At 68.6% G+C, this 22,974-nt stretch carries 26 protein-coding genes; 18 read left to right on the top strand and 8 right to left on the bottom strand.

The genetic code is table 11. The features are described 5' to 3' along the window. The 3 genes from ABZX92_RS13275 to ABZX92_RS13265 form a co-directional block, all read right to left on the bottom strand. The coding region (locus ABZX92_RS13275; protein ID WP_355557708.1) for an amino acid ABC transporter ATP-binding protein at positions 1–620 on the bottom strand (620 nt) is incomplete at its 3' end. After that, a complete protein-coding gene (locus ABZX92_RS13270) occupies positions 601–1,407 on the bottom strand; it encodes an amino acid ABC transporter permease (protein WP_355557706.1) in 807 nt (268 codons plus the stop codon). The genes ABZX92_RS13270 and ABZX92_RS13275, both read right to left, overlap by 20 nt. Further along, positions 1,397–2,296: an ABC transporter substrate-binding protein gene (locus tag ABZX92_RS13265; protein ID WP_355557718.1), complete on the bottom strand. Its 900-nt coding sequence runs from the start codon at positions 2,294–2,296 to the stop codon at positions 1,397–1,399. The genes ABZX92_RS13270 and ABZX92_RS13265 overlap by 11 nt, the downstream gene beginning before the upstream one ends. Positions 2,297–2,489: 193 nt before the next feature. Here ABZX92_RS13265 and ABZX92_RS13260 point away from each other — a divergent pair, with 193 nt between their 5' ends. The 14 genes from ABZX92_RS13260 to ABZX92_RS13195 all read left to right on the top strand — a co-directional run bounded on the left by ABZX92_RS13260 (position 2,490) and on the right by ABZX92_RS13195 (position 14,637). Next, positions 2,490–3,476 (top strand): FAD-dependent monooxygenase, encoded by a 987-nt coding sequence (locus tag ABZX92_RS13260; protein ID WP_355557703.1) that lies wholly within the window; start codon positions 2,490–2,492, stop codon positions 3,474–3,476. A 64-nt stretch (positions 3,477–3,540) separates the two neighbouring features. Further along, a complete protein-coding gene (locus ABZX92_RS13255; RefSeq protein ID WP_355557700.1) occupies positions 3,541–6,015 on the top strand; it encodes a LuxR C-terminal-related transcriptional regulator in 2,475 nt (824 codons plus the stop codon). A gap of 79 nt (positions 6,016–6,094) precedes the next feature. After that, positions 6,095–6,460, top strand: coding sequence for a thioredoxin (trxA, locus tag ABZX92_RS13250; RefSeq protein WP_045317241.1), 366 nt, complete (start codon positions 6,095–6,097; stop codon positions 6,458–6,460). A gap of 33 nt (positions 6,461–6,493) precedes the next feature. Beyond that, a complete protein-coding gene (locus tag ABZX92_RS13245) occupies positions 6,494–6,877 on the top strand; it encodes a phage holin family protein (RefSeq protein WP_355557697.1) in 384 nt (127 codons plus the stop codon). After that, a complete protein-coding gene (locus ABZX92_RS13240) occupies positions 6,874–7,161 on the top strand; it encodes a DUF3618 domain-containing protein (RefSeq protein ID WP_355557694.1) in 288 nt (95 codons plus the stop codon). The genes ABZX92_RS13245 and ABZX92_RS13240 overlap by 4 nt, the downstream gene beginning before the upstream one ends. Next, on the top strand, positions 7,158–7,427 hold the full coding sequence (locus tag ABZX92_RS13235) for a DUF4235 domain-containing protein (protein ID WP_045317243.1): 270 nt from the start codon (positions 7,158–7,160) through the stop codon (positions 7,425–7,427). The genes ABZX92_RS13240 and ABZX92_RS13235 overlap by 4 nt, the downstream gene beginning before the upstream one ends. 103 nt (positions 7,428–7,530) lie before the next feature. After that, positions 7,531–8,394, top strand: a complete 864-nt coding sequence (locus tag ABZX92_RS13230; RefSeq protein ID WP_355557691.1) for a hypothetical protein — start codon at positions 7,531–7,533, stop codon at positions 8,392–8,394. Positions 8,395–8,443: 49 nt separating this feature from the next. Further along, on the top strand, positions 8,444–8,962 hold the full coding sequence (locus ABZX92_RS13225; protein WP_355557688.1) for a VOC family protein: 519 nt from the start codon (positions 8,444–8,446) through the stop codon (positions 8,960–8,962). 13 nt (positions 8,963–8,975) lie between these two features. After that, positions 8,976–10,064 (top strand): S-(hydroxymethyl)mycothiol dehydrogenase, encoded by a 1,089-nt coding sequence (locus ABZX92_RS13220; RefSeq protein WP_355557685.1) that lies wholly within the window; start codon positions 8,976–8,978, stop codon positions 10,062–10,064. Further along, positions 10,064–10,663 (top strand): MBL fold metallo-hydrolase, encoded by a 600-nt coding sequence (locus ABZX92_RS13215; RefSeq protein WP_355557682.1) that lies wholly within the window; start codon positions 10,064–10,066, stop codon positions 10,661–10,663. The genes ABZX92_RS13220 and ABZX92_RS13215 overlap by 1 nt, the downstream gene beginning before the upstream one ends. Before the next feature lie 52 nt (positions 10,664–10,715). Further along, positions 10,716–12,227 (top strand): sulfatase, encoded by a 1,512-nt coding sequence (locus ABZX92_RS13210; RefSeq protein WP_355557680.1) that lies wholly within the window; start codon positions 10,716–10,718, stop codon positions 12,225–12,227. Between the two features lies 1 nt (position 12,228). After that, on the top strand, positions 12,229–13,773 hold the full coding sequence (locus tag ABZX92_RS13205; RefSeq protein WP_355557678.1) for a hypothetical protein: 1,545 nt from the start codon (positions 12,229–12,231) through the stop codon (positions 13,771–13,773). After that, positions 13,734–14,168, top strand: coding sequence for a hypothetical protein (locus ABZX92_RS13200; protein WP_355557675.1), 435 nt, complete (start codon positions 13,734–13,736; stop codon positions 14,166–14,168). Before ABZX92_RS13205 ends, ABZX92_RS13200 begins: the two co-directional genes overlap by 40 nt. 55 nt (positions 14,169–14,223) lie before the next feature. Beyond that, positions 14,224–14,637, top strand: a complete 414-nt coding sequence (locus ABZX92_RS13195) for a cysteine/serine endopeptidase inhibitor (protein WP_355557673.1) — start codon at positions 14,224–14,226, stop codon at positions 14,635–14,637. A gap of 7 nt (positions 14,638–14,644) precedes the next feature. On the opposite strand, the gene ABZX92_RS13190 is transcribed toward ABZX92_RS13195, so the two are convergent. Continuing rightward, a complete protein-coding gene (locus ABZX92_RS13190; RefSeq protein WP_355557670.1) occupies positions 14,645–15,631 on the bottom strand; it encodes a LuxR C-terminal-related transcriptional regulator in 987 nt (328 codons plus the stop codon). Then, entirely contained in the window at positions 15,591–16,721 is a 1,131-nt protein-coding gene (locus ABZX92_RS13185; RefSeq protein ID WP_355557668.1) for a LuxR C-terminal-related transcriptional regulator, read from the bottom strand. Before ABZX92_RS13185 ends, ABZX92_RS13190 begins: the two co-directional genes overlap by 41 nt. A gap of 437 nt (positions 16,722–17,158) precedes the next feature. Between ABZX92_RS13185 and ABZX92_RS13180 the strand changes: the two genes are divergently transcribed. Together ABZX92_RS13180 and ABZX92_RS13175 are read left to right on the top strand one after the other, a co-directional pair. Continuing rightward, entirely contained in the window at positions 17,159–17,626 is a 468-nt protein-coding gene (locus tag ABZX92_RS13180; protein WP_355557665.1) for a MarR family transcriptional regulator, read from the top strand. Positions 17,627–17,670: 44 nt separating this feature from the next. Further along, positions 17,671–18,408: a thaumatin family protein gene (locus ABZX92_RS13175; RefSeq protein WP_355557662.1), complete on the top strand. Its 738-nt coding sequence runs from the start codon at positions 17,671–17,673 to the stop codon at positions 18,406–18,408. On the opposite strand, the gene ABZX92_RS13170 is transcribed toward ABZX92_RS13175, so the two are convergent. After that, positions 18,409–19,167 (bottom strand): enoyl-CoA hydratase-related protein, encoded by a 759-nt coding sequence (locus ABZX92_RS13170; RefSeq protein ID WP_355557659.1) that lies wholly within the window; start codon positions 19,165–19,167, stop codon positions 18,409–18,411. It abuts the gene before it with no gap. Positions 19,168–19,270: 103 nt separating this feature from the next. Between ABZX92_RS13170 and ABZX92_RS13165 the strand changes: the two genes are divergently transcribed. Both ABZX92_RS13165 and ABZX92_RS13160 read left to right on the top strand, forming a co-directional pair. After that, positions 19,271–20,239 carry a DUF2332 family protein gene (locus ABZX92_RS13165; RefSeq protein ID WP_355557656.1) on the top strand — a complete coding sequence of 323 codons (969 nt, stop codon included), beginning with the start codon at positions 19,271–19,273 and terminating at the stop codon, positions 20,237–20,239. A gap of 11 nt (positions 20,240–20,250) precedes the next feature. Beyond that, positions 20,251–21,162 (top strand): hypothetical protein, encoded by a 912-nt coding sequence (locus ABZX92_RS13160; protein WP_355557653.1) that lies wholly within the window; start codon positions 20,251–20,253, stop codon positions 21,160–21,162. Here the strand turns inward: ABZX92_RS13160 and ABZX92_RS13155 are convergent. Further along, positions 21,138–22,094, bottom strand: coding sequence for a serine hydrolase domain-containing protein (locus ABZX92_RS13155; protein WP_355557650.1), 957 nt, complete (start codon positions 22,092–22,094; stop codon positions 21,138–21,140). The two genes, ABZX92_RS13160 and ABZX92_RS13155, sit on opposite strands and share 25 nt — an antisense overlap. Then, on the bottom strand, positions 22,091–22,960 hold the full coding sequence (locus tag ABZX92_RS13150; protein WP_355557647.1) for an alpha/beta hydrolase: 870 nt from the start codon (positions 22,958–22,960) through the stop codon (positions 22,091–22,093). The genes ABZX92_RS13155 and ABZX92_RS13150 overlap by 4 nt, the downstream gene beginning before the upstream one ends. Between the last annotated feature and the right edge of the window lie 14 nt (positions 22,961–22,974).

Here is a 22,974-nt window from a genome sequence, read left to right as displayed (position 1 = left end):
GCGCCTTGGTGCGGTCGAGCAGCAGCGGGATGTCGCCCTGGTTCGTCTTGACCTTGACCAGGACCTTGCTCCGGGTCCAACGCGGACGTGGGCTCGTCGAACAGCATCAGCTTGGGCTTCATCGCCAGAGCACGCGCGATCGCAACACGTTGCTGCTGGCCGCCGGACAGTTGCGCGGGATACGACCTGGCCTTCTCCAGCAGCCCGACGCGTTCCAGCAACGTCAGCGCCTCGGCCTGCACGGTGGCCCGATCGCGGCCGAGGACCTGGACCGGGCCTTCCATGACGTTCTCCAAGGCTGTGCGGTGCGGGAACAGGTTGAAGCGCTGGAAGACCATGCCGACGTCGCGGCGTTGCCTCGCGGCTTCGCGTTCCTTCAGCTCGTACAGCTTGCCACCCGCCGCGCGGAAGCCGACCGGGACGCCGTCGACCCAGATCCGGCCGGCGTCGATGGTCTCCAGGTGGTTCACGCAGCGCAGGAACGTCGACTTGCCCGCGCCGGACGGCCCGAGCAGGCAGACGACCTCGCCGCGCTCGACCTCCATGTCGATGCCCTTGAGCACCTCGGTGTGGCCGAACGACTTGCGGACCCCGATCGCCTCAACGAGGGCCATACGCACGCTCCAGGTAGTGCTGCCCGACCGACGCGATGGACACCATCACGAGGTACCAGGCCGCGGCGGCGAACAGGGTCTCCATGATCTCCAGGTTGCGCGAGGAGATGTTGTTCGCGGCATGGATGAGCTCCAGGAAGGCGATCACCGATGCCATGGAGGTGCCCTTGATCATGTTGATGAAGTTGTTGCCGGTCGGCGGGATGATCACGCGCATCGCCTGGGGCAGAACAACCCTGCGCAGCGTCGTCAGCGGGGTCATGCCGATCGACTTGGCCGCCTCGGTCTGCCCCTCGTCGACGCTGCTCAGGCCGGCGCGGACGATCTCGGCCATGTAGGCGCTCTCGTTGAGCCCCAGGCCGAGCAGTGCCGCGACGAACGCGGTCATCACCACGTTCGTCGGGACGCTGAAGAGCATCGGGATGCTGATGTTCTTGAACACCAGCGCGAGGTTGAACCAGATCAGGATCTGCAGCAGCACCGGCAGCCCGCGGAACAGCCAGATGTAGCCGACGCCGAACCACCGCGCGACGGGGTTCGCCGAGAGCCGCATCAACGCGACGACGACGCCGAGGACGATCGCGCCGCCCTGGGCCGCGATGGCGAGCACGATGGTGTTGAGCAGGCCTTCGAGCATCACCGGGTGCGTGAAGAACCCCGGCACGTCCTCCCACTGGATCTGCGCCTCTGCCATCGCCCAGCCGAGGCCGGCGATGATCAGGAGGATGATCGCGCCGCTGACCCACCGCCCGGGGTGACGCAGCGGCACGACCTCCAGGTTGTCACTTGCCATTGATCGCGGCCTTGGTGATCGCGCCCTGCTTGATGTCCCAGGTGGTGAGGATCTTGGCGTACGTGCCGTCGTCGATCAGCGCCTGCAGCGCACCCTTGATCGCCTCGGACAGCTTGGCGTTCTGCTTGTTGACGCCGATGCCGTACGGGCCACCGTTGATCGGGGCGAGCGGGACGACCTCGAAGTAGCTGCCGTCACCCGCGGTCTTCGCGACGTAGACGGCGGTCGGCAGGTCGTTGAGGATCGCGGCGACGCGGCCGGTGCGCAGCTGGTTCTGGTTGCCGGTGTCGCTGTCGGTGACGCTGAGCTGCACCTCGGGCTTGCCCTGCGCTTTGCACTTCTCGCTCTGTTCCTTGCCGAACTGCTCCTGCGAGCTGCCGAGGTTCACCGCGATGCCCTTGCCGCACAGGTCGTCCGGCCCCTTGACGCCCTGCGGGTTCCCCTTCTGCACCATGATCGTGATGCCGGAGGTGAAGTAGTCGACGAAGTCGATCTTCTGCTGGCGCTCGGCGGTGTCGTTCATCGCCGCCATCGTGACGTCGACGCGCTTGGTCTCGAGGCTGGTGATCAGCGAGCTGAACGCCATGTCGCTGTGCTCGGCCTGCAACCCGAGCTTGGCCGCGATCGCCTTGACCAGGTCGACCTCCGACCCCATCGGCGTCTTGCCGTCCTGGTCGTAGAAGTTGTTCGGCGGGTTCTGGATGTTCGACCCGACCTTGAGCTTCCCGCTCGACGCGATCTCGGCGGGCACCAGCGCGGCGAGCGCGTCGTCCTTCTTGACGCTCGACAGGTCGGACGACGGCGGGGTGCTCGTCTGGGTGGAGTCAGACGTGCCTCCGCAGGCAGCAAGCGTTGCGACGAGCAACGAGATCACGAGCAGGCGCGGCATCATGGCGGGGACCGTACAACGCTCCGTTGAAGACGTCCACAAAAAGTTGAAGCACACCCCTACCGCTACCCCTGGCGACCCCCTACGCGGTGGCGTGCCGGGCGTCGTCTCGACACGGGTTGTTTCCGCGAATAGGTCTCCGCATGCTCAATTCTTCAAAGGTGTGGACCTGCACGAAAAGGGGAGGCCGGCGATGGCGATGCCGATACCGTCCGCTCATTCCTGTCCGGACACGGACGTCCTGGTCATCGGCAGCGGACCGGCCGCACTGGCGCTCTCCGTGCTGCTGGCCCAACGGGGCTGGCTCGTGACCCTGGCTGATCCTTCCGCTGATTCCGATGCGTTTCCGCGGGTCATCGGACTGGACTCCGGAACGGTCCGCGTCCTGTCGAACTGCGGTGTCGGGCGGGCTTTGGCCGGAATCGGCGTTCCGGGCACCGAACTGGAATTCCACGGGCCGGTGCTGCGATTCCACCGCGGTCCGTTCACGATGTTCCACCAGTCCGGTCTGGAATCCGCTCTCCGGCGCCGGGCGTCGCGGCTGCCGAACCTGCGGATCCTGCGCGGCTCTCCCGCGTCGCTGCTGGTCGATCACGGCGACCACGCCTCGTCCCTGGTCGGCGACGAGCCGCTGACGTCGTCGTGGACCGTGAGCTGCGACGGCCGGCACGCCTTCCACGGCCGTCTCGACGGCTGGCGCTCTGGCCGGATCCTGCTGCCCGTCAGACCGGGCCTGCTCGACGTCGCCACCCTCGCCTGGCAGCTTGACCTGGTACTTCGTCACCGAGCGCACGACTGCGTGCTCGACAGCTTCCCCGTCGACGGCTCGCTGCTGCCGTCCGCCACCGTGCAGTCGCCGGACGTGCAGGGACCGCTCGACGAGGTGCTCGGCGGCGGCTTCGTCCTGCTGACCCGGTGCGACGTGCGCGGCTCGCTCGGAGCCGGTCGGCGCGCCTTCCTCAGCGACCTCGACACCAGGATCACGCAGGTGCTCCCGGCCGGTTCGCCCCCTCGATCCGGCGCGATCGTCGACACCGAGAACGTGTATGTCCCATTCCTGACGGCCTCCGGCGCGGTCGCGGCACTGATCCGCCCCGACCACTACGTCTTCGGAACCGCGACCACCCCGTCCGGCCTGCGGGAACTCGTCGACGACCTCCGCACGCAATTATTTCACTAGGCCGTTGGAGTGAATCACACCTTTTCGGGTGACCTGGTCAGGCGGCGAGTGACGTGGCAAGTGCGTGAAGTTGATCGGACGTACCACCCAACTAGAAGTCCTCGGCACGCTGATGGGCCACACCCTTTCCGGAAATGGACAGGTCGTTTTGCTCACCGGCCCCGTCGGCACCGGCAAAACGGAGCTCGTTCACACTTTTTCGGAAATAGCGTCAGGCGCGGGGATGCGCCACCTGACGGCCACCTGCACCCCGTCCGAACAGGCCTTGCCGCTGGGCGTGCTGTCCCAGCTCCTGCCCGTCTCGCCCGGTGCCGTCGCGTTGGATCCGGTCGAACTCCACCACCTGTCGACCCAGCTGATCTCCGGCGGTTCTCCGCTGCTCATCACCGTCGACGACATCCAGCACGCCGACCCTCTCTCGTTGGACTGCCTCTTCTACGCCGCCCGCCGTATCTCCGGCACCCGCGTACTGCTGCTGTTGACCGAAGCTGACGGCCCGGCGCCCATGCACACGTCCCTCTCTCGCGAACGCCACAGCCACCGTCTGCGCGTGGGCACTTTCGACTTGCCCGAAACCGCCCTGCTGGCAGGCGCCCGCGCGGCCGAGGTGCACGAGCTGACCGGCGGCAACCCGTTACTGGTCCACGCGGTGCTCGACTCCGCGTCGTTGCGCGAGGACCTGCTGGCCTGCGTGCACCGCAGCCACCCATCGGTGCTCGCGGCAGCGTTGGCGCTGGCGGTGCTGGGCAGCTCCGACCTGATCGGCGAGTTGTCCGGCCTGGACGCCGTCCCGCGGGTGCTGGCCGCGATGGAGGCCTCTGGTCTGGTTCGGGACGGCGCCTTCCGCCACCCGTCGGCCGCCGGCCACCTGCTCGACTCGCTCTCCCGGCACGAACGCGGCGACCTGCATCTGCGAGCCGCCCGCCTGCTTTTCGAGCGCGGCACCCCGGCTTCCGCTGTCGCACCGCATCTGCTCGCCGCCGACCGCCCGCTGGCGGCCTGGGCGGCTCCGGTTCTGACGCAGGCCGCGGAGTTGTCGCTGCAGGACGGCGCGGCCGCGCTCGCCGCCCGCTACCTGGAACTGGCCACTCGGACGGCCACCGACGACACGGCGCGTGCATCGGCCCGTTCACGGCTGGCCTCGGTGGAGTGGCACGATTGCCCGGTCACCGCGGCCCGCCACCTCCCGGCGCTGATGGCCGCCTCCCGCGCGGGTTTGCTGGACGCGCCGCAGCAACTCTCGCTGGCACGCCAACTGCTCTGGCACGGGCGCACCGCAGACGTTTCCGCCGTGCTCGGTCGCATGCCGGTGGCTGGCTCGCCGCTCTCTTGGCTCTACTGCCACCTGCCGGGCCACGCGCGCGCTATGACCACCCACCACACACACGAGTCCGGCCGGGTACCCCCAAATTCGATTCTAGTGAGCAGGTCCGACAGTGCCGGGGCGTCGGCGGGCGATGGGGCGTCCGCGGGCGACGGGGCGTTGGCGGGCGCCGAGCCGTGGGCGCGAGCCGTTGTCGCTCTTGAGTCGGTCCTCCGCGGCTCCCGGGACGTCACCGTTGCCGAGGAGTTGCTCCAAGGCACCAGAGCCAGCAGCGTCTCCGACTATCCGGTCACCGCGCTGGCCGCACTCGTCTACGCGGACGCCCTGGACGCGGCCGCCGAGTGGTGCGAACGGCTCCTCGAAGCCAGGCAGCGGTCCACCACCGTCCGAGCGATGCTGCTGGCGGTGCAGGCCGAGGTCAGCCTCCGCAAGGGTGATCTCACCAACGCGAGTGCCCAAGCCGCCGATGCCCTGACAACGATGTCAAGGCAAGCATGGGCCACCGCCATCGGTTATCCGCTGGGCACCGCTCTCCTCGCCGCCACCAGGGCGGGCGATCACCACGAGGCCGCACGGCTGGCCGAGGTACCGACACCGGCCATGCACGAGACACGGGCAGGCATCCACTACTCGTTCGCACGCGGACACCACCACCTCGCCAACAACCGGAACCACGCCGCACTGAGCGACTTCCTGGTCATCGGTGAGACGCTCGCCCACTGGCAGATGACCGACATCGTGCAGTGGCGTGCCGGCGCAGCAGAGGCGTGGCTCAAGCAAGGCAACAAAGCGCGGGCGAAGGCGCTCCTCCGGGACCCGCGCGGTGGGCACGAGCTGAGGCTCAGCGCCGCGACAGAGGAGAAGCGACTCAGGCCAGGACTCCTCCAGCAAGCCGCGGAAGAGCTGCAGGACCAGTACGAGCTGGCCAGAACGCTCGAAGACCTGAGCCGCGCCTGGCAAGCGGTGGGCGAGCACCGCAGAGCGCGCATGACAGCACGGAGAGCCGCGCACCTCGCGCAGAAGACGAGCCCGCACCACGAGCTGTCCGAGGCCGAGCTCAAGGTCGCGAAGCTCGCCGCCCAGGGCCACACCAACCGGGAGATCGCGGACCGGTTGTTCATCACCGCGAGCACGGTCGAACAGCACCTGACCCGCGTGTATCGCAAGCTCAACGTGAAATACCGGACGGACCTGCCCGCTGACATAGCGGGGTGACCGGGGGCACGCCGGGGAATTCCGGCCCCAGGTCGTTCGTTGAACGAACTGCCCCCAGGAACCAACGAGGAGGACCCCCATGGCGACGGTCGAGCTGACCACCGAGAACTTCGACGATGTGGTCGGCGGGTCCGGCATCGTTCTGGTCGACTTCTGGGCCGAGTGGTGCGGCCCGTGCAAGGCGTTCGGCCCCACGTTCGAGGCCGCGTCGGAGAAGAACGAGGACCTGGTGTTCGGCAAGGTCGACACCGAGGCGCAGCAGGAGCTGGCGGCCACGTTCGGCATCCGCAGCATCCCGACGCTGATGATCGTGCGCGAGGGTGTCGTGCTGTTCTCGCAGCCGGGTGCGCTGCCGGGCAACGCGCTGGACAGCCTGATCCAGCAGGCGCGCGACGTGGACATGGAAGAGGTTCACGCGAAGGTGAAGGAAGCCCAGCAGGGCTGATTGACAAAACCGGCATGCGGGTACCTGACGTGCATGAACACCGACACGTCGACCGCAGAGCTGGTCAACCGGCTCTCCGAGCAGGTGAGCAGGCTCGCGCGTGACGAGATTCGTCTCGCAGTCGCCGAGCTCAAGGACAAGGGCAAGCACGCCGGTGTCGGCGCCGGGATGTTCGGCGCGGCCGGCGTGTTCGCGTGGTGGGGCGGGCTCAGCGTCGTCGCGGGCATCATCCTCGCCCTGAGCCTCGTAGTACCGCCGTGGGCGGCCGCACTGATCGTCGCGGCCGCCCTTTTGGTCGTCGCGGGCATCGCGGCGCTCCTGGGACGCAGCCAGGTCCGGCGTGCCGCACCCCCGTTGCGGGTGGTGGAGAACGTCCAGCAGGACATCGCGACGATCAAGGAGCACGCGCACCGATGAGCGATCCCAGGGAAGAGCTGCAGCGCGACGTCGAACGCACCCGCCGCGAGCTCGGTGAGACCGTGGAAGCGTTGGCGCACAAGGCCGACGTGCCCGGCCGGGTGAAGGAGCAGGCGCACGAGACCAAGGTCAGGATGACCGCCGCCACCAACGAGGCGATCGACTCGCTGCCGGAGCCGGTGGCTCTGCAGGTGGAGAAGGCGCGCCGGCATCCCGCCGCGATCGCGGCGGTGCTCATCACGCTGGTCCTCGTCATCTGGAAACTTTCCAGGAGGAATGGATGAAGTTCCTGTACCGCCCACTGGGAATGCTGCTCGGCGCGTTGGGAGGGTTCCTCGCAACCGCGATCTTTGGTCAAGTGTGGAAAGTCGTGGGGCATGACGAAGAAGCGCCCAGCGCGACGATGCGGAACCGCACGTGGCGCGAGGTCCTGCTGGCCGCGGCGTTGCAGGGAGCCATCTTCGGCCTGGTGAAAGCAGCGATCGACCGCGGTGGCGCCAAGGGATTTCAGAAGCTGACGGGCAAATGGCCGGGCGACGAAGAGGATTGATCGCCACTGGAACCGGTCCCGGAAAACGCCCCTGTTGAGACGCAAAGGTACACACCAATCGTTTCGCGACTTAATCTGACGGTCTCCTGCGAAAGGGCCGGTGATGACTCGTCAGTTGCGGGCTCGTGCGCTGTCCTCGAGGTTCGAGCCGCTGTCCGGCGTCGCGGACGATCCGGCCCGCTCCCGGCTGGGCGTCGTGCGGTTCGCCGGCACGTCGTTCAACCCGGTGTTGCGGGACGGGCATCCGGAACTGACCGTGCATCTGGCGCCCGACGACCGCAGCGGGTTCGTCGAGATCTGGACGAGCTCGCGCGGCGTCGAGTCCGGTGAGCACAAGGCGATCACCTACGCCCACGACGGCGAGTACCTGTTCTGCGCCGGGCGGATTCCTCCGTGCGACGAGCACACCTACGCGGGCCGGCTCGCGTTCCGGGCGGCGCTGGAGCTCGCCGGGAAGCTCGGCTACCACCACGTCTTCCGGATGTGGAACTACCTGCAGGACCTCAACCCGCAGACCTACCGCGAGTTCCTGCTGGGCCAGGCAGAGGCGTTCGCGAAACGCCCGGTCACCTGGAGCGGCCTGCCCGCGGCCACCGTGGTCGGGTCGCTCGGCGGCGGGATCGCGTTCCACTTCCTGGCCTGCCGCACGGGCACGCCGGTCACGCTCATCTCCCCCAGCGGCGCACGGGGCGTCTACGTGCACGGCAGGTTGTTCTTCACGGCACCCTCGCTGGACGACGCCGAGGAGCTGATGAGCGCGGCGAACCTGGCGCACTGGGGCATCGACGACGGTTTCGGCCTGCACGACATCACGACCCTGAAGGCCTACGCGCGGCAACCGGGTGATCTTTCGCTGGCCCGGTTCGAGTGCGACACCCGCCTGGACCGCGAGACCTCGGTGGCCTATCTGCAGGCCACGCTGCTCCAGGAAGACCGCGTGGTGGAGTTCGAGGGCGTCGCGGGCTGAGGACCTTCTACCCCTGCGACCGCTTGAAAGCTCAACTATTCTCCCTCACATGCCACAGCCAGAGGGTGCCGAGCTCGACGCGATCAGGGCCAAGCGCGACGAGCTGCACGAAAAGTACGTCAAGCCGCTCGACTCGCGGGGTGGCTCGCCCACTCGCGGCGTCCACCACATCGCGTTGATCTGCAAGGACGTCGAGGAGACCATCAAGTTCTACCAGGAGTTCCTCGGCTTCCCCTTGGTGGAGCTCGTCGAGAACCGCGACTACCGCGGCTCCAGCCACTTCTTCTTCGACCTGGGCAACAAGAACCTGCTGGGGTTCTTCGACTTCCCCGGCCACGACCACCCGGCGTTCATGGAAACGATCGGTGCCGTTCAGCACCTGGCGCTGTCGATCTCCCCCGCGCGGTTCGACGAGATCAAGGCCAAGCTGGACGACGGCGGGATCGAGTACCTGGGCCCCGACCGCGGCGTCGAGGACAGCCTGTACATCCGCGACCCCAACGGTGTAGGGATTGAGTTCTACCGGGAGGAACTCGGCGAGTTCGAGGGCACGACCCTGATCAAGTGAACGGAGTCGCAGCGTGGCGCAAGAGGTCAAGGGTGTTGTCGCCAGAGGAAAAGGCCAGCCGGTCGAACTGACCACTGTGCTCGTTCCCGATCCCGGCCCGGGCGAGGCCGTGGTGAAGGTCCAGGCGTGCGGCGTCTGCCACACCGACCTGCACTACCGCGAGGGCGGCATCAACGACGACTTCCCGTTCCTGCTGGGCCACGAGGCCGCGGGTGTCGTGGAGTCCGTCGGCGAGGGCGTGACCGACCTGGCGCCCGGTGACTTCGTGGTGCTGAACTGGCGCGCGGTGTGCGGCAGCTGCCGTGCGTGTCGTCGCGGCAAGCCCTGGTACTGCTTCTCGACGTTCAACGCCTCGCAGCCCATGACCTTGACGGACGGCACCAAGCTCTCGCCCGCACTGGGCATCGGCGCGTTCGTCGAGAAGACCCTGGTCCACTCAGGACAGTGCACGAAGGTCGACCCCTCGGCCCGCGCGGCCGCCGTCGGCCTGCTGGGCTGCGGCGTGATGGCCGGCGTCGGTGCCGCCATGAACACCGGCGGGGTGTCGCGTGGCGACTCGGTGGCGGTGATCGGTTGCGGCGGTGTCGGTGACGGCGCCATCGCGGGCGCCCGCCTCGCCGGTGCCGCGAAGATCATCGCCGTCGACACCGACGCGCGGAAGCTGGAGTGGGCCAAGGGTTTCGGTGCCACCCACACCGTCAACGCCCGCGAGGTCGACGACGTGGTCACGGCGATCCAGGACCTGACCGACTCGTTCGGCGCCGACGTGGTGATCGACGCCGTGGGCCGCCCGGAAACCTGGAAGCAGGCCTTCTACGCTCGCGACCTGGCCGGAACCGTTGTCCTGGTGGGTGTTCCGACCCCGGACATGAAGCTCGAAATGCCGCTGATCGACTTCTTCTCGCGCGGCGGCTCGCTCAAGTCCTCGTGGTACGGCGACTGCCTGCCCACCCGCGACTTCCCGATGCTCGTCGACCTGTACCAGCAGGGCCGCTTCGACCTGGACGCGTTCGTCAGCGAGGAGATCGCGCTGGACGGCGTGGAAGGCGCCTTCGAGAAGATGCACCACGGCGACGTGCTGCGATCGGTCGTGGTCTTCTGATGGTTCTCCGCGTTGACCACACCGTCACGTCCGGCACGTTCTCGCTGGACGGCGAGACCTTCGACGTGGACAACAACGTCTGGGTCATCGGCAACTCCTCCGAGTGCGTGGTGATCGATGCCCCGCACGACGTGGACGCGATTCTGAAGGTCGTCGACGGCCGAAAGGTCGTAGCGATCTTGCTGACCCACGCGCACGACGACCACGTCCGCGTGGCCCCGGATCTGGCGCATGCCACGGGTGCTCCCATGGCTCTGCACCAGGACGACCACGTCGTCTGGTCGCTGACCCACACCGGCGTGATCCCGCACGTGGCGCTCCAGGACGGCCAGGTGCTCACGGTCGCGGGCGAGGAGATCCACGTGCTGCACACGCCTGGGCATTCGCCTGGTGCCGTGTGCTTCTACGTGCCGTCGCTGGGTGCGGTGTTCACCGGGGACACGCTGTTCCAGGGCGGCCCCGGCGCGACCGGGCGGTCGTTCTCGGACCGGCCGACCATCGAGAGGTCCATCAGGGAGAAGCTGTTCGAGCTGCCCGGCGACACCGTCGTGCACACGGGCCACGGCCCGGACACCACGATCGCCGCAGAGGCTTTCTAGGGGTCGCACCGAAGTACCGGGCTGCCTGCGCCGTCACTAGCGTCCAGGGAGCATGAGAAGGTTCGCGCTCGTCCTCATGCTCCTGTCGGGCCTCGTCACCACGGCCACCCCGCTGCAGGCACAGGCAGCCCACCCCAACATCATCTTCTTCCTGGTCGACGACATGTCGGCAGACCTGCTGAAGTACATGGACAACACCAGGTCGCTGGCCGGCAACGGCACCAGGTTCACCAACTACTTCGTCTCGAACTCGCTGTGCTGCCCGTCGCGGGCCTCGATGTTCACCGGTGAGTTCCCGCACAACACGGGCGTGCTCACCAACGTGGGCACCGGCAACGGCGGCTACGAGGCCTTCGAACGCCACGAGGGGCGCACGTACGCCGCGGCGCTGCACCGGCAGAACTACCACACCGGATACCTCGGCAAGTACGTCAACGAGTATCCGGTCGGCGAGAACTTCAAGGTGCCGCAGGGCTGGGACGAGTGGCACGTCGCCGGTGGCGGCGGCTACAACGAGTTCAACTACAGCATCACCGACTACGTCCGCGAGACCGGCGTCAAACGGCTGGAGCCGGGCCAGGACGTCTACCTGACCGACCGGCTGGCGCGCACGGCAGAGGACTTCATCGAACGGTCCCGCCGGGAAGCCCCGAACCGGCCGTTCTTCCTGCAGGTGGCGCCGTTCTCGCCGCACGCCCGAGTTCCGTTCCAGCCCGGCGAGGGTGAACCCCGGTTCCCGGCGGCCCACCGCGACCGGCCAGGCGGCGAGTTCCCGCAGGGTGACTGCGGTGGCCCGAGCTGCCCGAGCATCGACGTGGCGCGGGAGCTGCCGTCGTTCGACGAGGACACCGCGGACAAGCCGGCCTGGGTGCGGCGCGAACCGCTCGGGCCCGGCATCACCGACGAGCTGCGCCAGGACTTCCGCAACCGGATCCGCATGGTGCAGTCGGTCGACGACCTGGTCGGGCGGGTGCTCGCCAAGCTGACGCCGGCCGAGCGCGACGACACGTTCATCGTCTTCACCTCGGACAACGGGTTCCACCTCGGGCAGCACCGGCTGATCCGCGGCAAGGGCACCGCCTACGACCACGACGTCAACGTGCCGTTGCTGGTCAAGCGGCCGGGCAGGGCGGGCAACGGCGACTTCGTGCGCGACGAGATCACGCAGAACGTCGACCTCTTCGCCACGTTCCTGGACATGGCGGGCGCGAACCCCGGCGATCGCGACGGGCGCAGCCTGCTTCCGCTGATCCGCAACCAGAACCAGCCGGGCTGGCGTGACGCCGCACTCGTCGAGCACCGCAAACCCCAGGCCAGCGCGGACGATCCGGACTTCGAGGACCTCGCCGCCGCCACGCCGTCGTACAAAGCCGTCCGCACTCGCAACGACCTGTACGTGGAGTACGCGAACGGCGAGAAGGAGTACTACGACCTCAAGGCTGATCCGTTGCAGCACAACAACAAGCCGAACGCTCCACGAGCGGGCCAGTTGGCGGGGCCGTTGCGGGAGCTGGCGAACTGCGCGCAGAACTGCTGGGCCGCCGCACATGTGCAGGGAGGCTGAGATGAGACTGCACAACGCGTTCGTGGTCGCGCTCGCGGCCATGGTCATCGCGGCGCCGAGCAGCTCGGCCGCACCCGCGGAGATCACCGTGTTGACCGGGGACGACGAGGGTCCGGTGCCCGGTGCGTTCCTCGGGGTCAACCACCGCTACACGTTCGACGGCTACGGCACGTGGGATCCAGTGGCCGACCGGCCGGTGCCCGACGCCCTGGAGAAGTCCCGGTCGATGGGCGTGAAGGTGTTGCGCTGGCCCGGCGGGACGGTCGCCAACACGACCCAGTGGAAGGGCACGATCGGCGCCGACCGGCGGTGTCAGCGGGACGGCAGGATCGAGCTCGGCGCCGTGAACAACCCGGCCGACGACGTGCTGGACGGACGGCTGCCGTCGTACGGGCTCGACGAGCACATGCGGTTCACGGCAGCGCTCGGGGCACAGGCGCAGATCATGGTGCCGATGGCGATCGGGACCGCGGCGGACGCAGCCGACCTGGTCGAGTACCTCAACACTCCGGCCGGGGACGGCGTGAACCCCAACGGCGGCGTGGACTGGGCCGAGCGCCGCCCGGCCGATCACCCGCAGCCGTACCACGTCACGCGGTGGGAGCTCGGCAACGAGAACTTCCACCCGAACCAGCGGTACTGGATGTCGCAGAACGAGGACGAGGCGCTGGAGCAGTACATCCGCGGCGGCACGCGGCGCATCACCGATGAGCGGCTCGGCAAGCTGGCCACGCCGGACGGGAAGTGCGGCGGCAGCACGGCGGACACGCCCAGCGACGGCACGGCCGGGCAGGTGTTCGACCTCAACTACCCGTCCGTGCAGGATCTCGAACTGCGCGTTGGAGATGAGGTGTGGCAACGCGTGGACGTGCTGGGCGGTCCGCAGGCCAAGCAGTTCCTGCTCGACGAGTTCCGCGGCTCGGTGACGTTCGGCGACGGCCGGCACGGCATGATCCCTCCTCGTGGCGCGCAGATCGTCGCCTCCTACACCTCCGTCCACAAGGGATACGTGCAGTTCCGGGAGGCGATGCGGGAAGTCGACCCGTCGCTGAAGGTGTGTTCGTCGTGGGGCAAGACGGCGTTCGTGACGGCGGGCGTTGTCTTCGACTGCCTGACCGCTCACCCGTACACGCACTTCTCCGGCAGTGGAGCCGCCGACTGGGATTCCAAAGTGGAGAGTCATGACTGGCATGTGCTCGGAGCGGCGAACGAACGCCGGAAGTTCGCGGAGCTGCAGGAAGCGGTCCGGCGCAACGGCGCGGGAAATCCGTACGTGGCGGTGTCCGAGTTCGGCGCGCTGTGGGGGCCTGACGGCGGCGGGGTGTATCCGGAGTACACCTACTCGATGACCCATGCGCTGTACATGGCGACGCAGTGGATGGACTATCTGGAGCTGGGCGTGCCGTGGGTCGAGGGCAACGACCTGAGCTCGGACGGCATGTACACGTTGCTGGGCCGGGCCGGGTGTATTCGGCCGAGGCGTGGGCTCGTGAGGCGGTGCGGCCGATGTTCGACGCGGGTGGCGTGCGGGTGCGGCAGACGCTGACCGGCAACCCGCAACGGAACCCGGACGAGACCGAGATGTGCGACGGGCCGGGCACTCCGCAGGACCGGTGCCGCCAGAACTACGGCAAGCTGGCCGTGACCGCGACACGGGCACCGGACGGCACCGTGCACGTCATGGTCGTGAACCGATCGCCGGTGGCGGGTGACGCGGTGGACACGCGAATCTTGTTGCGCGGCTTCACCGGCAACGGACGCGCGCAGGTCCGCACGGTGGCTCCGGAACGCTTCTCCTCGGCCAACACCAAGGAGAACCCGAACGCGGTGACGATGGCGCAGTCGTGCCGAAGCGTCGGCGTGGACTCGTTCAACGCCGGCGTGCCGCCGCACTCGATCACACTGTTCACGTTGCCACGTCAGGGAAATCCCGGCTGCTGATCCTGGGGTCGCACCGAGATGGGCAGGGGGTGTTCGCGTGCATAGCTTGGGACACATGACATTCACCCGAAAGTTCCTGACCGTCGTCGGTGCGGCCTCCGCCCTCACCCTGCTGGCGGCGGTGGACGCCAGCGCCGCCATCCCGTTCGGGCAGGTGGTCGACGGCAAGGCGACCTTCTACGACGACCGGGGCACCGGCGCGTGCGGCGACCCGATCGACGCGAGCGGCGAGGTGCTGGTCGCCGTCTCGCCCGTCTACTGGACGGCGCCGAACCCCAACAACGACCCGTTGTGCCGCAACGTGTTCGTCGTGGCGACGTTCAACGGCAAGAAGGTGAAGGCGAGGGTCAAGGACAAGTGCATGGGCTGCGGCCGTGACCACATCGACCTGAGCCTGCCCGCGTTCCGCAAGCTGGCCGACCCCGACCGGGGTGTCATCAACCTCAAGTGGAAGTTCGTCCGCGGCTAAACGCACTTCAGGGCGGCGTGACGCCGAACCGGAGGATCACCCGGTTCAGCTCGCGCCGCCCTTTGACGTGCAGCTTCCGATAGACCTGGGTGAGGTGCAGCTCCACGGTCCTGGTGGTCACGCCCAGCTCGGCCGCGACCTCCCGGTTGCTCATGCCGCACGCCAGCGTCGCCGTGCGGGACTCCTGCGGGGTGAGCCTGCCGAGACGGTCCAGCCGGGCGCGCAGTTCCTCCACCTGCCGAGTCCACAGTGGATTTCCGGCGGCGATGGCGAGCGAGGAGGCGCAGACCGCGACGGCCTCCTCGTGTCTTCCCTGCGTGGCAAGCGCTTGCGCCAGGTGGTGCCGGGCGGGCAGCAGTTCGGCGAGCGCCCCCGCGTCCGAGAGCAGCCGGACCGCCGTGGTGAACCGCGTGACGGCGCGATCCGCGTCGCCGGTCAGGGCGACGGCGTGCAGGGCCCGGCCGACCGTGCGCGCGTCACCCCAGCGGCGTGCGGCGACCAGTTCGGCCTCCGCGAGCGACCGCGCCACCACCGGCCTGCCCACCTCGTGCGCGCTGATCGCCGCCGCGGAACACCACGGCAAGATGGCGGGATTCGTCATGCCCACCGCCTCCGCCGCGCGGCCCGCGGCGAGGAAGTCCGCGTACGCGCGGTCGTGCCGGCCCGCCGCCTGGTTGAGCCGTCCCCTGGCGAACAGCGACTCCCCCGACTCGGCACAGCCGAGCAGCACCTCCAGCGCCTCGTCGCAGCGTCCCTGGTCGACCAGTTCGCGGGCCTGCCTGGGTGGCGTGAAGTCCGGTTTCCCGGCCGGTCTGCCCGCGTACGTCAGCACGTGCAGGCAGTACTGGACGTCGTCGTCCGGGGCGCCGGACCGCAGCACCTCGCGGGCGAGAGCGATGGCGGTGGCGCGGTCCGTGCCGCGACGGGTCAGCCCGACCGCGCGCAGGGTGCGTTCATCGCAGTGCTCCGGAGAGGTCCTTGCGGCCGTTGACACCGAGCTTTCGGTACACATTGGACAGATGAACCTCGACGGTGCTGATGGTCAGGAACAGGCGTTGGGCGATGGCGCGGTTGCTCAGCCCGGCCTCGGCGAGGCTCGCGACCAGGTCCTCCTGCCGGGTCAACGCCCGCACGGTCACGGACGGGAGGCGGGCGAGCGCCTCGGACGCTTGCTGTTGGTGCCGTTCATCGCCGGTGCGCGCCGCGGAGACGTACTCGCCGCGCGCCGCGCCGTCGTCACCGCGGGCCGCCAGCCGATGACCGAGCTCCAGCCGGATCGCGGCCAGCTCGTGCCGCGCACCGGCCACGGCCAAGAGGTCGGCCGCGTCGGACAACAACGCCGTGCCGTCGCCTCCGCTGACACAGCCGAGCGTGGACAGGGCGGTGCCGACCGTGCGCGGCTCACCCCACCGCCGGGCCGCGGCCAGTTCCTCGGCCGCGAGCCGCTGGGCCAGTTCCTCACGTTGGGCGGCATGAGCGGCGAGCGCCGCTCTGCCACGCCACGGCGCGATCGCCGGGCTCGTGACGCCCATCGCGAGCAGGTGGTGACCGCACATCAGATGGTCCACGTACGCGGCCAGCGGACGACCCTGGGCGCGATGCACCGCCGCGCGTGCGGCCAGAAATGCCGGGCGCAGCGCGGACGACTGCCACCGCGCCTGGTCGGACTTGTTGGCCAGCAAAGTCTTCTCGGCCTCGTCCACGTCGCCGGCGTCGACCAGCACCTCGACGAGCAGCACCACGGACAGCAGCTGCAACGACTTCACCGCCGGCAACCCGCTCGCCAGCAGATCGCGCGCGGTGGCGAGATCACCGGAGAGCCGGGCGATCTGGGACCGGATCTGGACGTGCATGGTGTGGTCGAGCAGGCGGTCGGCATTGGCGTCCGCCGTGACCAGGTCACCCGCGGCGACCAGGACGATCAGGGCTCTCCAGAGGCAGACCGGGTCATCGCGGCACCCAGGCGCGTCCAGCGCGGCATGGGCGAGACGAGCGGCTTCCGGGAAGTCGGTGCCGCCGATCGTCTGCCGGATCGCCAGCGCGGCCGGACAGCGGGTCTGCTGGGCGTTGGTGCGGAGCAGCATGCCGAGTTCCCCCAAGTCAGCACCCGGCGCCTGCGGACTCCAGGACCGTCGGCGGCCGTGGGCAGGACGACGAGATCCGGCACCGGAACACACCGGGCCGGCGGTCTCACCCTCCTCTTCTTCTGGACCGTCTTGCCCTTCTTCGCTGTCCCCATCAGCTTCTTCGGGCACGGACGGCAACGCGGCGGAAGCTTGCGCCCTGCCGCGACGAGCTTCTGACAGCCGGCCTTGGCCGGCTTGAGTAACTCGGCGCGCAGGGCGGTGACCGCTGACGCGTTGACCGGCACAGCCGAACCGAACACGAACGCGAGAGCGCTCACACACAATGCGAATCTGTAGCTGAGCACGCACGGACCGTACGAGCGACTCGCCGATACTGTCAATACTCAGGACAGTCGCACTATGAGACTGTCCGCAACTGGAGGTATTGTCAGCGCATGCAGTCCAGGCCGTTCCCCAGTTCGTCGCAAGCGGAGGTCGTCACGGGCGATCGAGGAGCGCGGACCACACCGGAACGCCTGGCGGTCGTCCTGCGCCGGTACCGCGAGGCGATGCACCAGGCCCTGGAAGCACAGGACTACCGCCCGGTGCCGCCGACCGCGCTGTGGTTCGTGATCGAGCTGGCCCGCCAGGAGGGCACGGTCGGCGACCTGGCCAGGAGGCTGGAGATCACGAAGCAGGCCGCGAGCCGCCTCGCCGACCAGCTCGTGGCGCTCGGCTACTGCGACCGCGAACGCAGCGAGACCAACCGGCGACAGGTGCTGTTGCGCTCCACCGCCGAGGGGCAGAGCGCGGCCATGGTGCTCCTGGCCGCGATCCAGAAGGTCGACGCGGGCATGCTCGCGTCGCTCGACGCCGGCGAGCGCGAGGTGTTCCAGCGGGCGCTGGCGCACATGCTGGGGTAGCACCGAAGTTCCGCACGGGCCGCCGCGTCCCTAGCGTCGAAACCGTGCGAACACTCTTACGTCCACAATGGATTGTCCTGTTGCTGGCGCTCGCCGCCTCACTGCTGGCGTCGCCCGCCTCCGCTGCCCCGCCGTACTCGGTCACCCTGGTCAACTCGACCGGCGGCCCGGTCTGGGTGGGCAGCGCGGTGAACGCCGACGGCTCGCAGAGCCTCGACGGGCTGCCGATGCTCAAGGCCGGCGAGTCCGCCACGGTGCGCATCCCGCTCGGTCCGCGCAACCACTGGCGCGGCAAGTTCTTCGCCCGCCAGTACTGCACCGGCGAGCCCGGCTCGACCTTCCACTGCCTGGTCGGCGACTGCGGCGCCAGGCCCGCCCACTGCACCACCGGCGAGCAACCGGTCAGCCTGGCGGAGTTGAACTTCGACCCCGCCGACGCGCCCGCGCCCTGGTACAACGTCAGCTACGTCAACGCCGTCAACGTGCCCGTGACCATCAACCCGACCAACGGCCCACCGCCCAACGGACAGTTCTGCGGCACCGCCGGATGCCCCGGCGCGTTGCTGCCCGACTGCCCGGACGCGAACCTGCGCAGACATCCGGGCACCGGCAAACCGATGCTCTGCGTCAACCCGAACCGCGACGCGAAGACTCCCTACAGCAACGCGATCGCGCGCAACTGCCCGAAGGCCTACAGCTGGTCCAAGCACGACCAGGAGCCCGGCAACCGCGTCATGTTCAGCTGCCGCGACTGCAACAAGCTGACCGTCACGTTCCACTAGCTAGAACCGCGGGGGCCGCTTCTCCAGGAACGCGCTGACACCTTCCTCGTAGTCGGCGCTGGAGGCGGCCTCCGCGTACAGCTCCCGCACGAAGTCGTCCTCGTGCCCGCCGTCCGTGATCGAGTTGATGATCTTCTTGGCGCCGCGGACGGAGACCTGCGCGCGGCCCGCGATCTGTTCGGAGAGTTCCTTCACGCGGGCGTCCAAGGAGTCGACGACCTCGTTGACCAACCCGATGCGCAACGCCGTCGCCGAGTCGATCAAATCCGCCGAGAACAGGATCTGCTTCGCCCACGCCGGGCCCACCGCGTCGACGAGCGCCTTGGTGGACGTGAAGTTGTAAACGATGCCGAGTTTCGCGGGCGTGATGCCGAATCGTGCATCGAAAGATGCCACCCGAATGTCGCAGGCGAGGGCGATCTCGCACCCACCGCCGACGCAGAAACCGGAAATCGCGGCAATCGTCGGCTTGTCGAGCTGGGCAATGGCGCGTTCGCCGTTGTGAACAGCCTCGCCGTAGTGAGCGGCACCGGCGGCACCCCTGCGCAGCGTCGAGAACTCGGCGATGTCGGCACCGGCCGAGAAGTGCCCACCGCCCCGGATGACCAGCACGCGGATGCTCTCATCAGCGGAAACGCGTTCCATGAGGCCAGGCAGGGCCGACCACATGTCGTAGCTCATCGCGTTGCGCTTGGCCGGGCGGTTGATCGTCAACGTGGCGACCGGACCGGCCGCGGACAGCTCCAGGAACTCGCTCACAGGCCGCACGATACCCAGAGCCTTCTGGCGCCACGCCCGGTCTCAGATGGGAACAATGCGTTCACGCCCTTGTAAAGTCCCTTGCCGAAGAAGGGAGGGAAGTGTGACCGCGGCCGGCATCGGTGCCTCCACCCTCCGCACGTTCGCGGTGCGGTTGCGCACCAGTGCGCCCGTCTCGGCGCGCATCCTCTCGGAACTGGCGAGCGAGCTCGACCGGGGCGGACCGGTGGCCGACCTGCTCTGTTCGCACAGCGCCGTGCACAGCCCGCTGTTCGGCATCCAGGCGCTCGCGGGTGTGCGGTTGCTGATGCTGTCAGGAAAAGCTCCCGAGCTGAGTCAGCGGTTCGCGAGCGCGCACGCCGCCGCGATGGCCGGCGAGTCCGACTCCACGGCGCTGCTCGCGTGGCTGGCGGCGAGAAGAGCGATCGTCGAGAACGCCGGCGAGATCCTGGCCGCGCTCGACCGGACGGTCCAGCAGCACCAGCCCAAGACCGCGGGCTTCCTCCTGAGGGGCCTCACCATGATCGGCGCGCCGAAGGTGAGACTCCTCGAACTGGGCGCCTGCGCGGGACTGAACCTCATCCTCGACCGCTACCGCTGGTTCGGCCTCGGCTGGGAGTGGGGTGAGAAGGACTCGCCCGTCAGGCTCGCCGCTGTCGGTCCGCAGCCGCCCGAGCTGGAGATCGTCGACCGCGCGGGCTGCGACCTGCAACCACGCGACCCGTCCGATCCCAAGCACGCGATGATCCTGCACTCGTTCATCCCGCCCGAGCACGACTCGCTGCGGTGGGACCTCGACGACGCCATCGAGCTGGCCGCGAAGGTGGGCGTGAAGGTCGCCCGGTCGCCGGCCGGACGGTGGCTCAGGGAGAACCTCGTCCCGCCCGACGAGCGCGGCACGTACACGGTGATCTGGCACAGCTCGTTCTGGGCGTACCTGACCGAGGACGAGCGCAACGAGATCGAGACGACCCTGACGGCCGCGGCGGGGTCGATGCCACTCGCGCGCGTTGCCTACGAGTCGATTGATTTTCGCTCAAACCCCAGGCTGACGGTCACCATCTACAGCTAGCCTCCGGCGCCGTGAAAACGATCCGCGCCACCCTGCTGGCCATCGCTCTCATCACCGCGACCGCCGCACCCGCCCATGCCGTGACGGACTACGACCTGGCGTTCCACTGGGCGCCGGTCCACTACCAGGACACCGACTCCTCCGACTACGACGCCGACTACCTGTCCACTGTGGACTTCGACGGCGACTGGAACACCCTGAACAACTGGGAGAACCAGACCCAGCTCAGCAAGCTCACCGGCGCCGCCTACTACTCGGTCGTGGAGACGTCGACGCACTGGTTCCTCGTCTACAGCTTCTTCCACCCGCGCGACTGGGACGACCAGCCAGACCCGTCCGGCACCACCACCCACGAGAACGACATGGAGGGCGTGCTGCTGACCGTCCGCAAGGACAGCGGGTTCGGCCGGCTCGAAGCCGCGGTCACGGTGGCGCACAGCGACTTCTACTCCTACGTACCGGCCGGGTCGACGTTCCAGAACGGCGCCGAGACCATCGACGGCACACTGCTCCTGCAGAACGGCCGTCCCACCACCCGCCAGGAAGCCAAGGGCCACGGCCTCTACCGCTGGGACGGCAACAACTTCCCCGGCGGCGACGGTGTCGTCTACTACCCCGCCGCCACCGGCGAGGTCCCGTCGGGCGGCAACGACCGGAACGTCAACTACCGCCTGGTGGACACGCTCGCGGCGAACGGGATGTGGGCCCGCCGCAACAACTCCGAGACGTACGCGTCGTTCGGCACGTTCCGCGGCGACAACGGCAAGGACAACGCGGCCAACACGGCGTGGGGCTGGGACGACCACGACGACGGGGCGATCTACCGGGGCTTCATGGCGACCGACCCGGCGTTGCTGGTCGACAAGTACTTCTCCAACAAGGGCAGCTTCAGCCTGACCTACACGCGCAACGCCTTCCGCTGAAAGGCCTGGAGAGCCTCGTCGATCGCGGGGTTTTGCCAGCGTTGAAGGTTGACGGCGAGCGACACCTGTCGCTTGCCGTCCGCACGGTGGAACGACCACGTGCCCGCGCCCCACACGGACCCGTCGTGGCCCCAGAAGTCGCCGTGCCGGTGCAGGCCCAGCCCGTACTCGACCGTCGAGCCGTCGAAAGCCACCACCGGGCCGGTCCTCCGCATCTCGCCCAGCGACTCCCGCGACACGATCTTGCCGTCGAGCAGAGCCGCGAAGAACGTGTTGAGGTCCTCCATCGTCGAGATCAGCGACGCCGACACGCCGACCCACGACATGTCGTAGACGCTGTAGTCGCGCGGCGGGTCGAGCAGCCCGAACAGAGCCTCGTACATCGGCGCGTGCGGTCCCTCGATCCGCGAGCCGGTCGGGAACATCGTGTTGCGCAGCCCGGCCCGTTCGACGACGTTCCGCGTGATCCACCGCTCGGCCGTCATCGACGTGACCCGCTCGATCAGCCGCCCCAGCAACAGATATCCGGTGTTGGAGTAGACGCCCGGCTCCACCCGCGGTGCGTCGACGCCCAGTTTGATCAGCTCGCGCGGGTAGAAGTGCCGGAACTGGTTGTCGTCCAGGCTTCGCGCCGAACCCTCCAGCAGCGACGGGAACGCGAGGAACCGGTAGTCCGCGAGCCCGCTGGTCATGTTCAGCAGCATCCGGACCGTGGCATCGCCGTGCACCGGCGTGTCCAGCTCGATCTTCCCGCGTTCCACCAGCAACATGATCGCGGCGGCCGTGAACGTCTTGGTGACACTGCCGATCCGGTGCCGCATGCCCGGCGACGCGTCCCCCGCGGCGCCCTGCCACACCCCGCGCTCGTCCCGCACTTCCGCCCACACACCAGGAACTCCGGCCCGGTGAATCGCCTCCAGCTCGGCTCTCATGTCAGCGCCCTCCGCAGCACGTCACCGATCTCCGCGAACTGGCGTTGCGACACGTCCGCCGACAGCAGCGCCTGTGAACCGTGGAACGTGCCCGGCCACTGGTGCAGCTCGACCTGGACGTCCGACTGCATGAGCCGCACCGCGTAGGCGATGTCCTCGTCGCGGTTCGGGCAGAACTCGGCGCTCGCGATGTAGGCGGGCGGCAGATCCGACAGGTCCTCGGCACGCGCTGGTGCCGCATACGGCGTCGCGGGCTGCCCACCCAGGTAATGCGCCCACGCCTGACCGGCCTTGGCGCGGTTGTACCAGGGCGTCTCGGTGAAGTGCCGCGCCGACCACGTGGTCAGCCGGTCGTCGAGCCCCGGCTGATGCAGCAGCTGGAACCGGATCGGTGGTCCCTGCTCGTCGCGGCTCCTCAACGCCAGCGCCGCCGCCAGCCCACCGCCCGCGCTGTGCCCGGCGACCGCGATCAGGTCCGGGTCGGCGCAGTTCTCGTGCGCCCACCGCAGCACCGTCCAGGCGTCGTCCAGCGCGGCCGGGAACGGGTGCTCGGGCGCGAGCCGATAGCCCACCGAGATCACCGTCGCATTGCTTCGCGCGGCGACCCGGGACGCCCACGGATGCTCGGTCACGACATCGCCCATGCACCAGCCGCCGCCGTGCATCCAGACGACCGTGCCGTGCGCGGCGTGCGGCCGGTAGATCCGGACGGGCACGCCGGACACCAGCAGGTCCTCGACCTCCATGCCCTCGGTCTCAGCCGGGATGCCCGCGGCCAGCTCGGCGAGAATCTGGCGTTCCTGCTCGACGTCGGTCAGGTCGGCCTTCGGGAAGAACGGTACGAACGCTTCCAACTCGGGATCCATGCCGTAGATCCTCG

The sequence above is a fragment of the Lentzea sp. NPDC006480 genome, assembly GCF_040611995.1.
Classification (GTDB): Bacteria; Actinomycetota; Actinomycetes; order Mycobacteriales; family Pseudonocardiaceae; genus Lentzea.
Note: the sequence above shows the minus strand (reverse complement) of the source record. Positions and strands in the feature narration are given on the sequence as shown.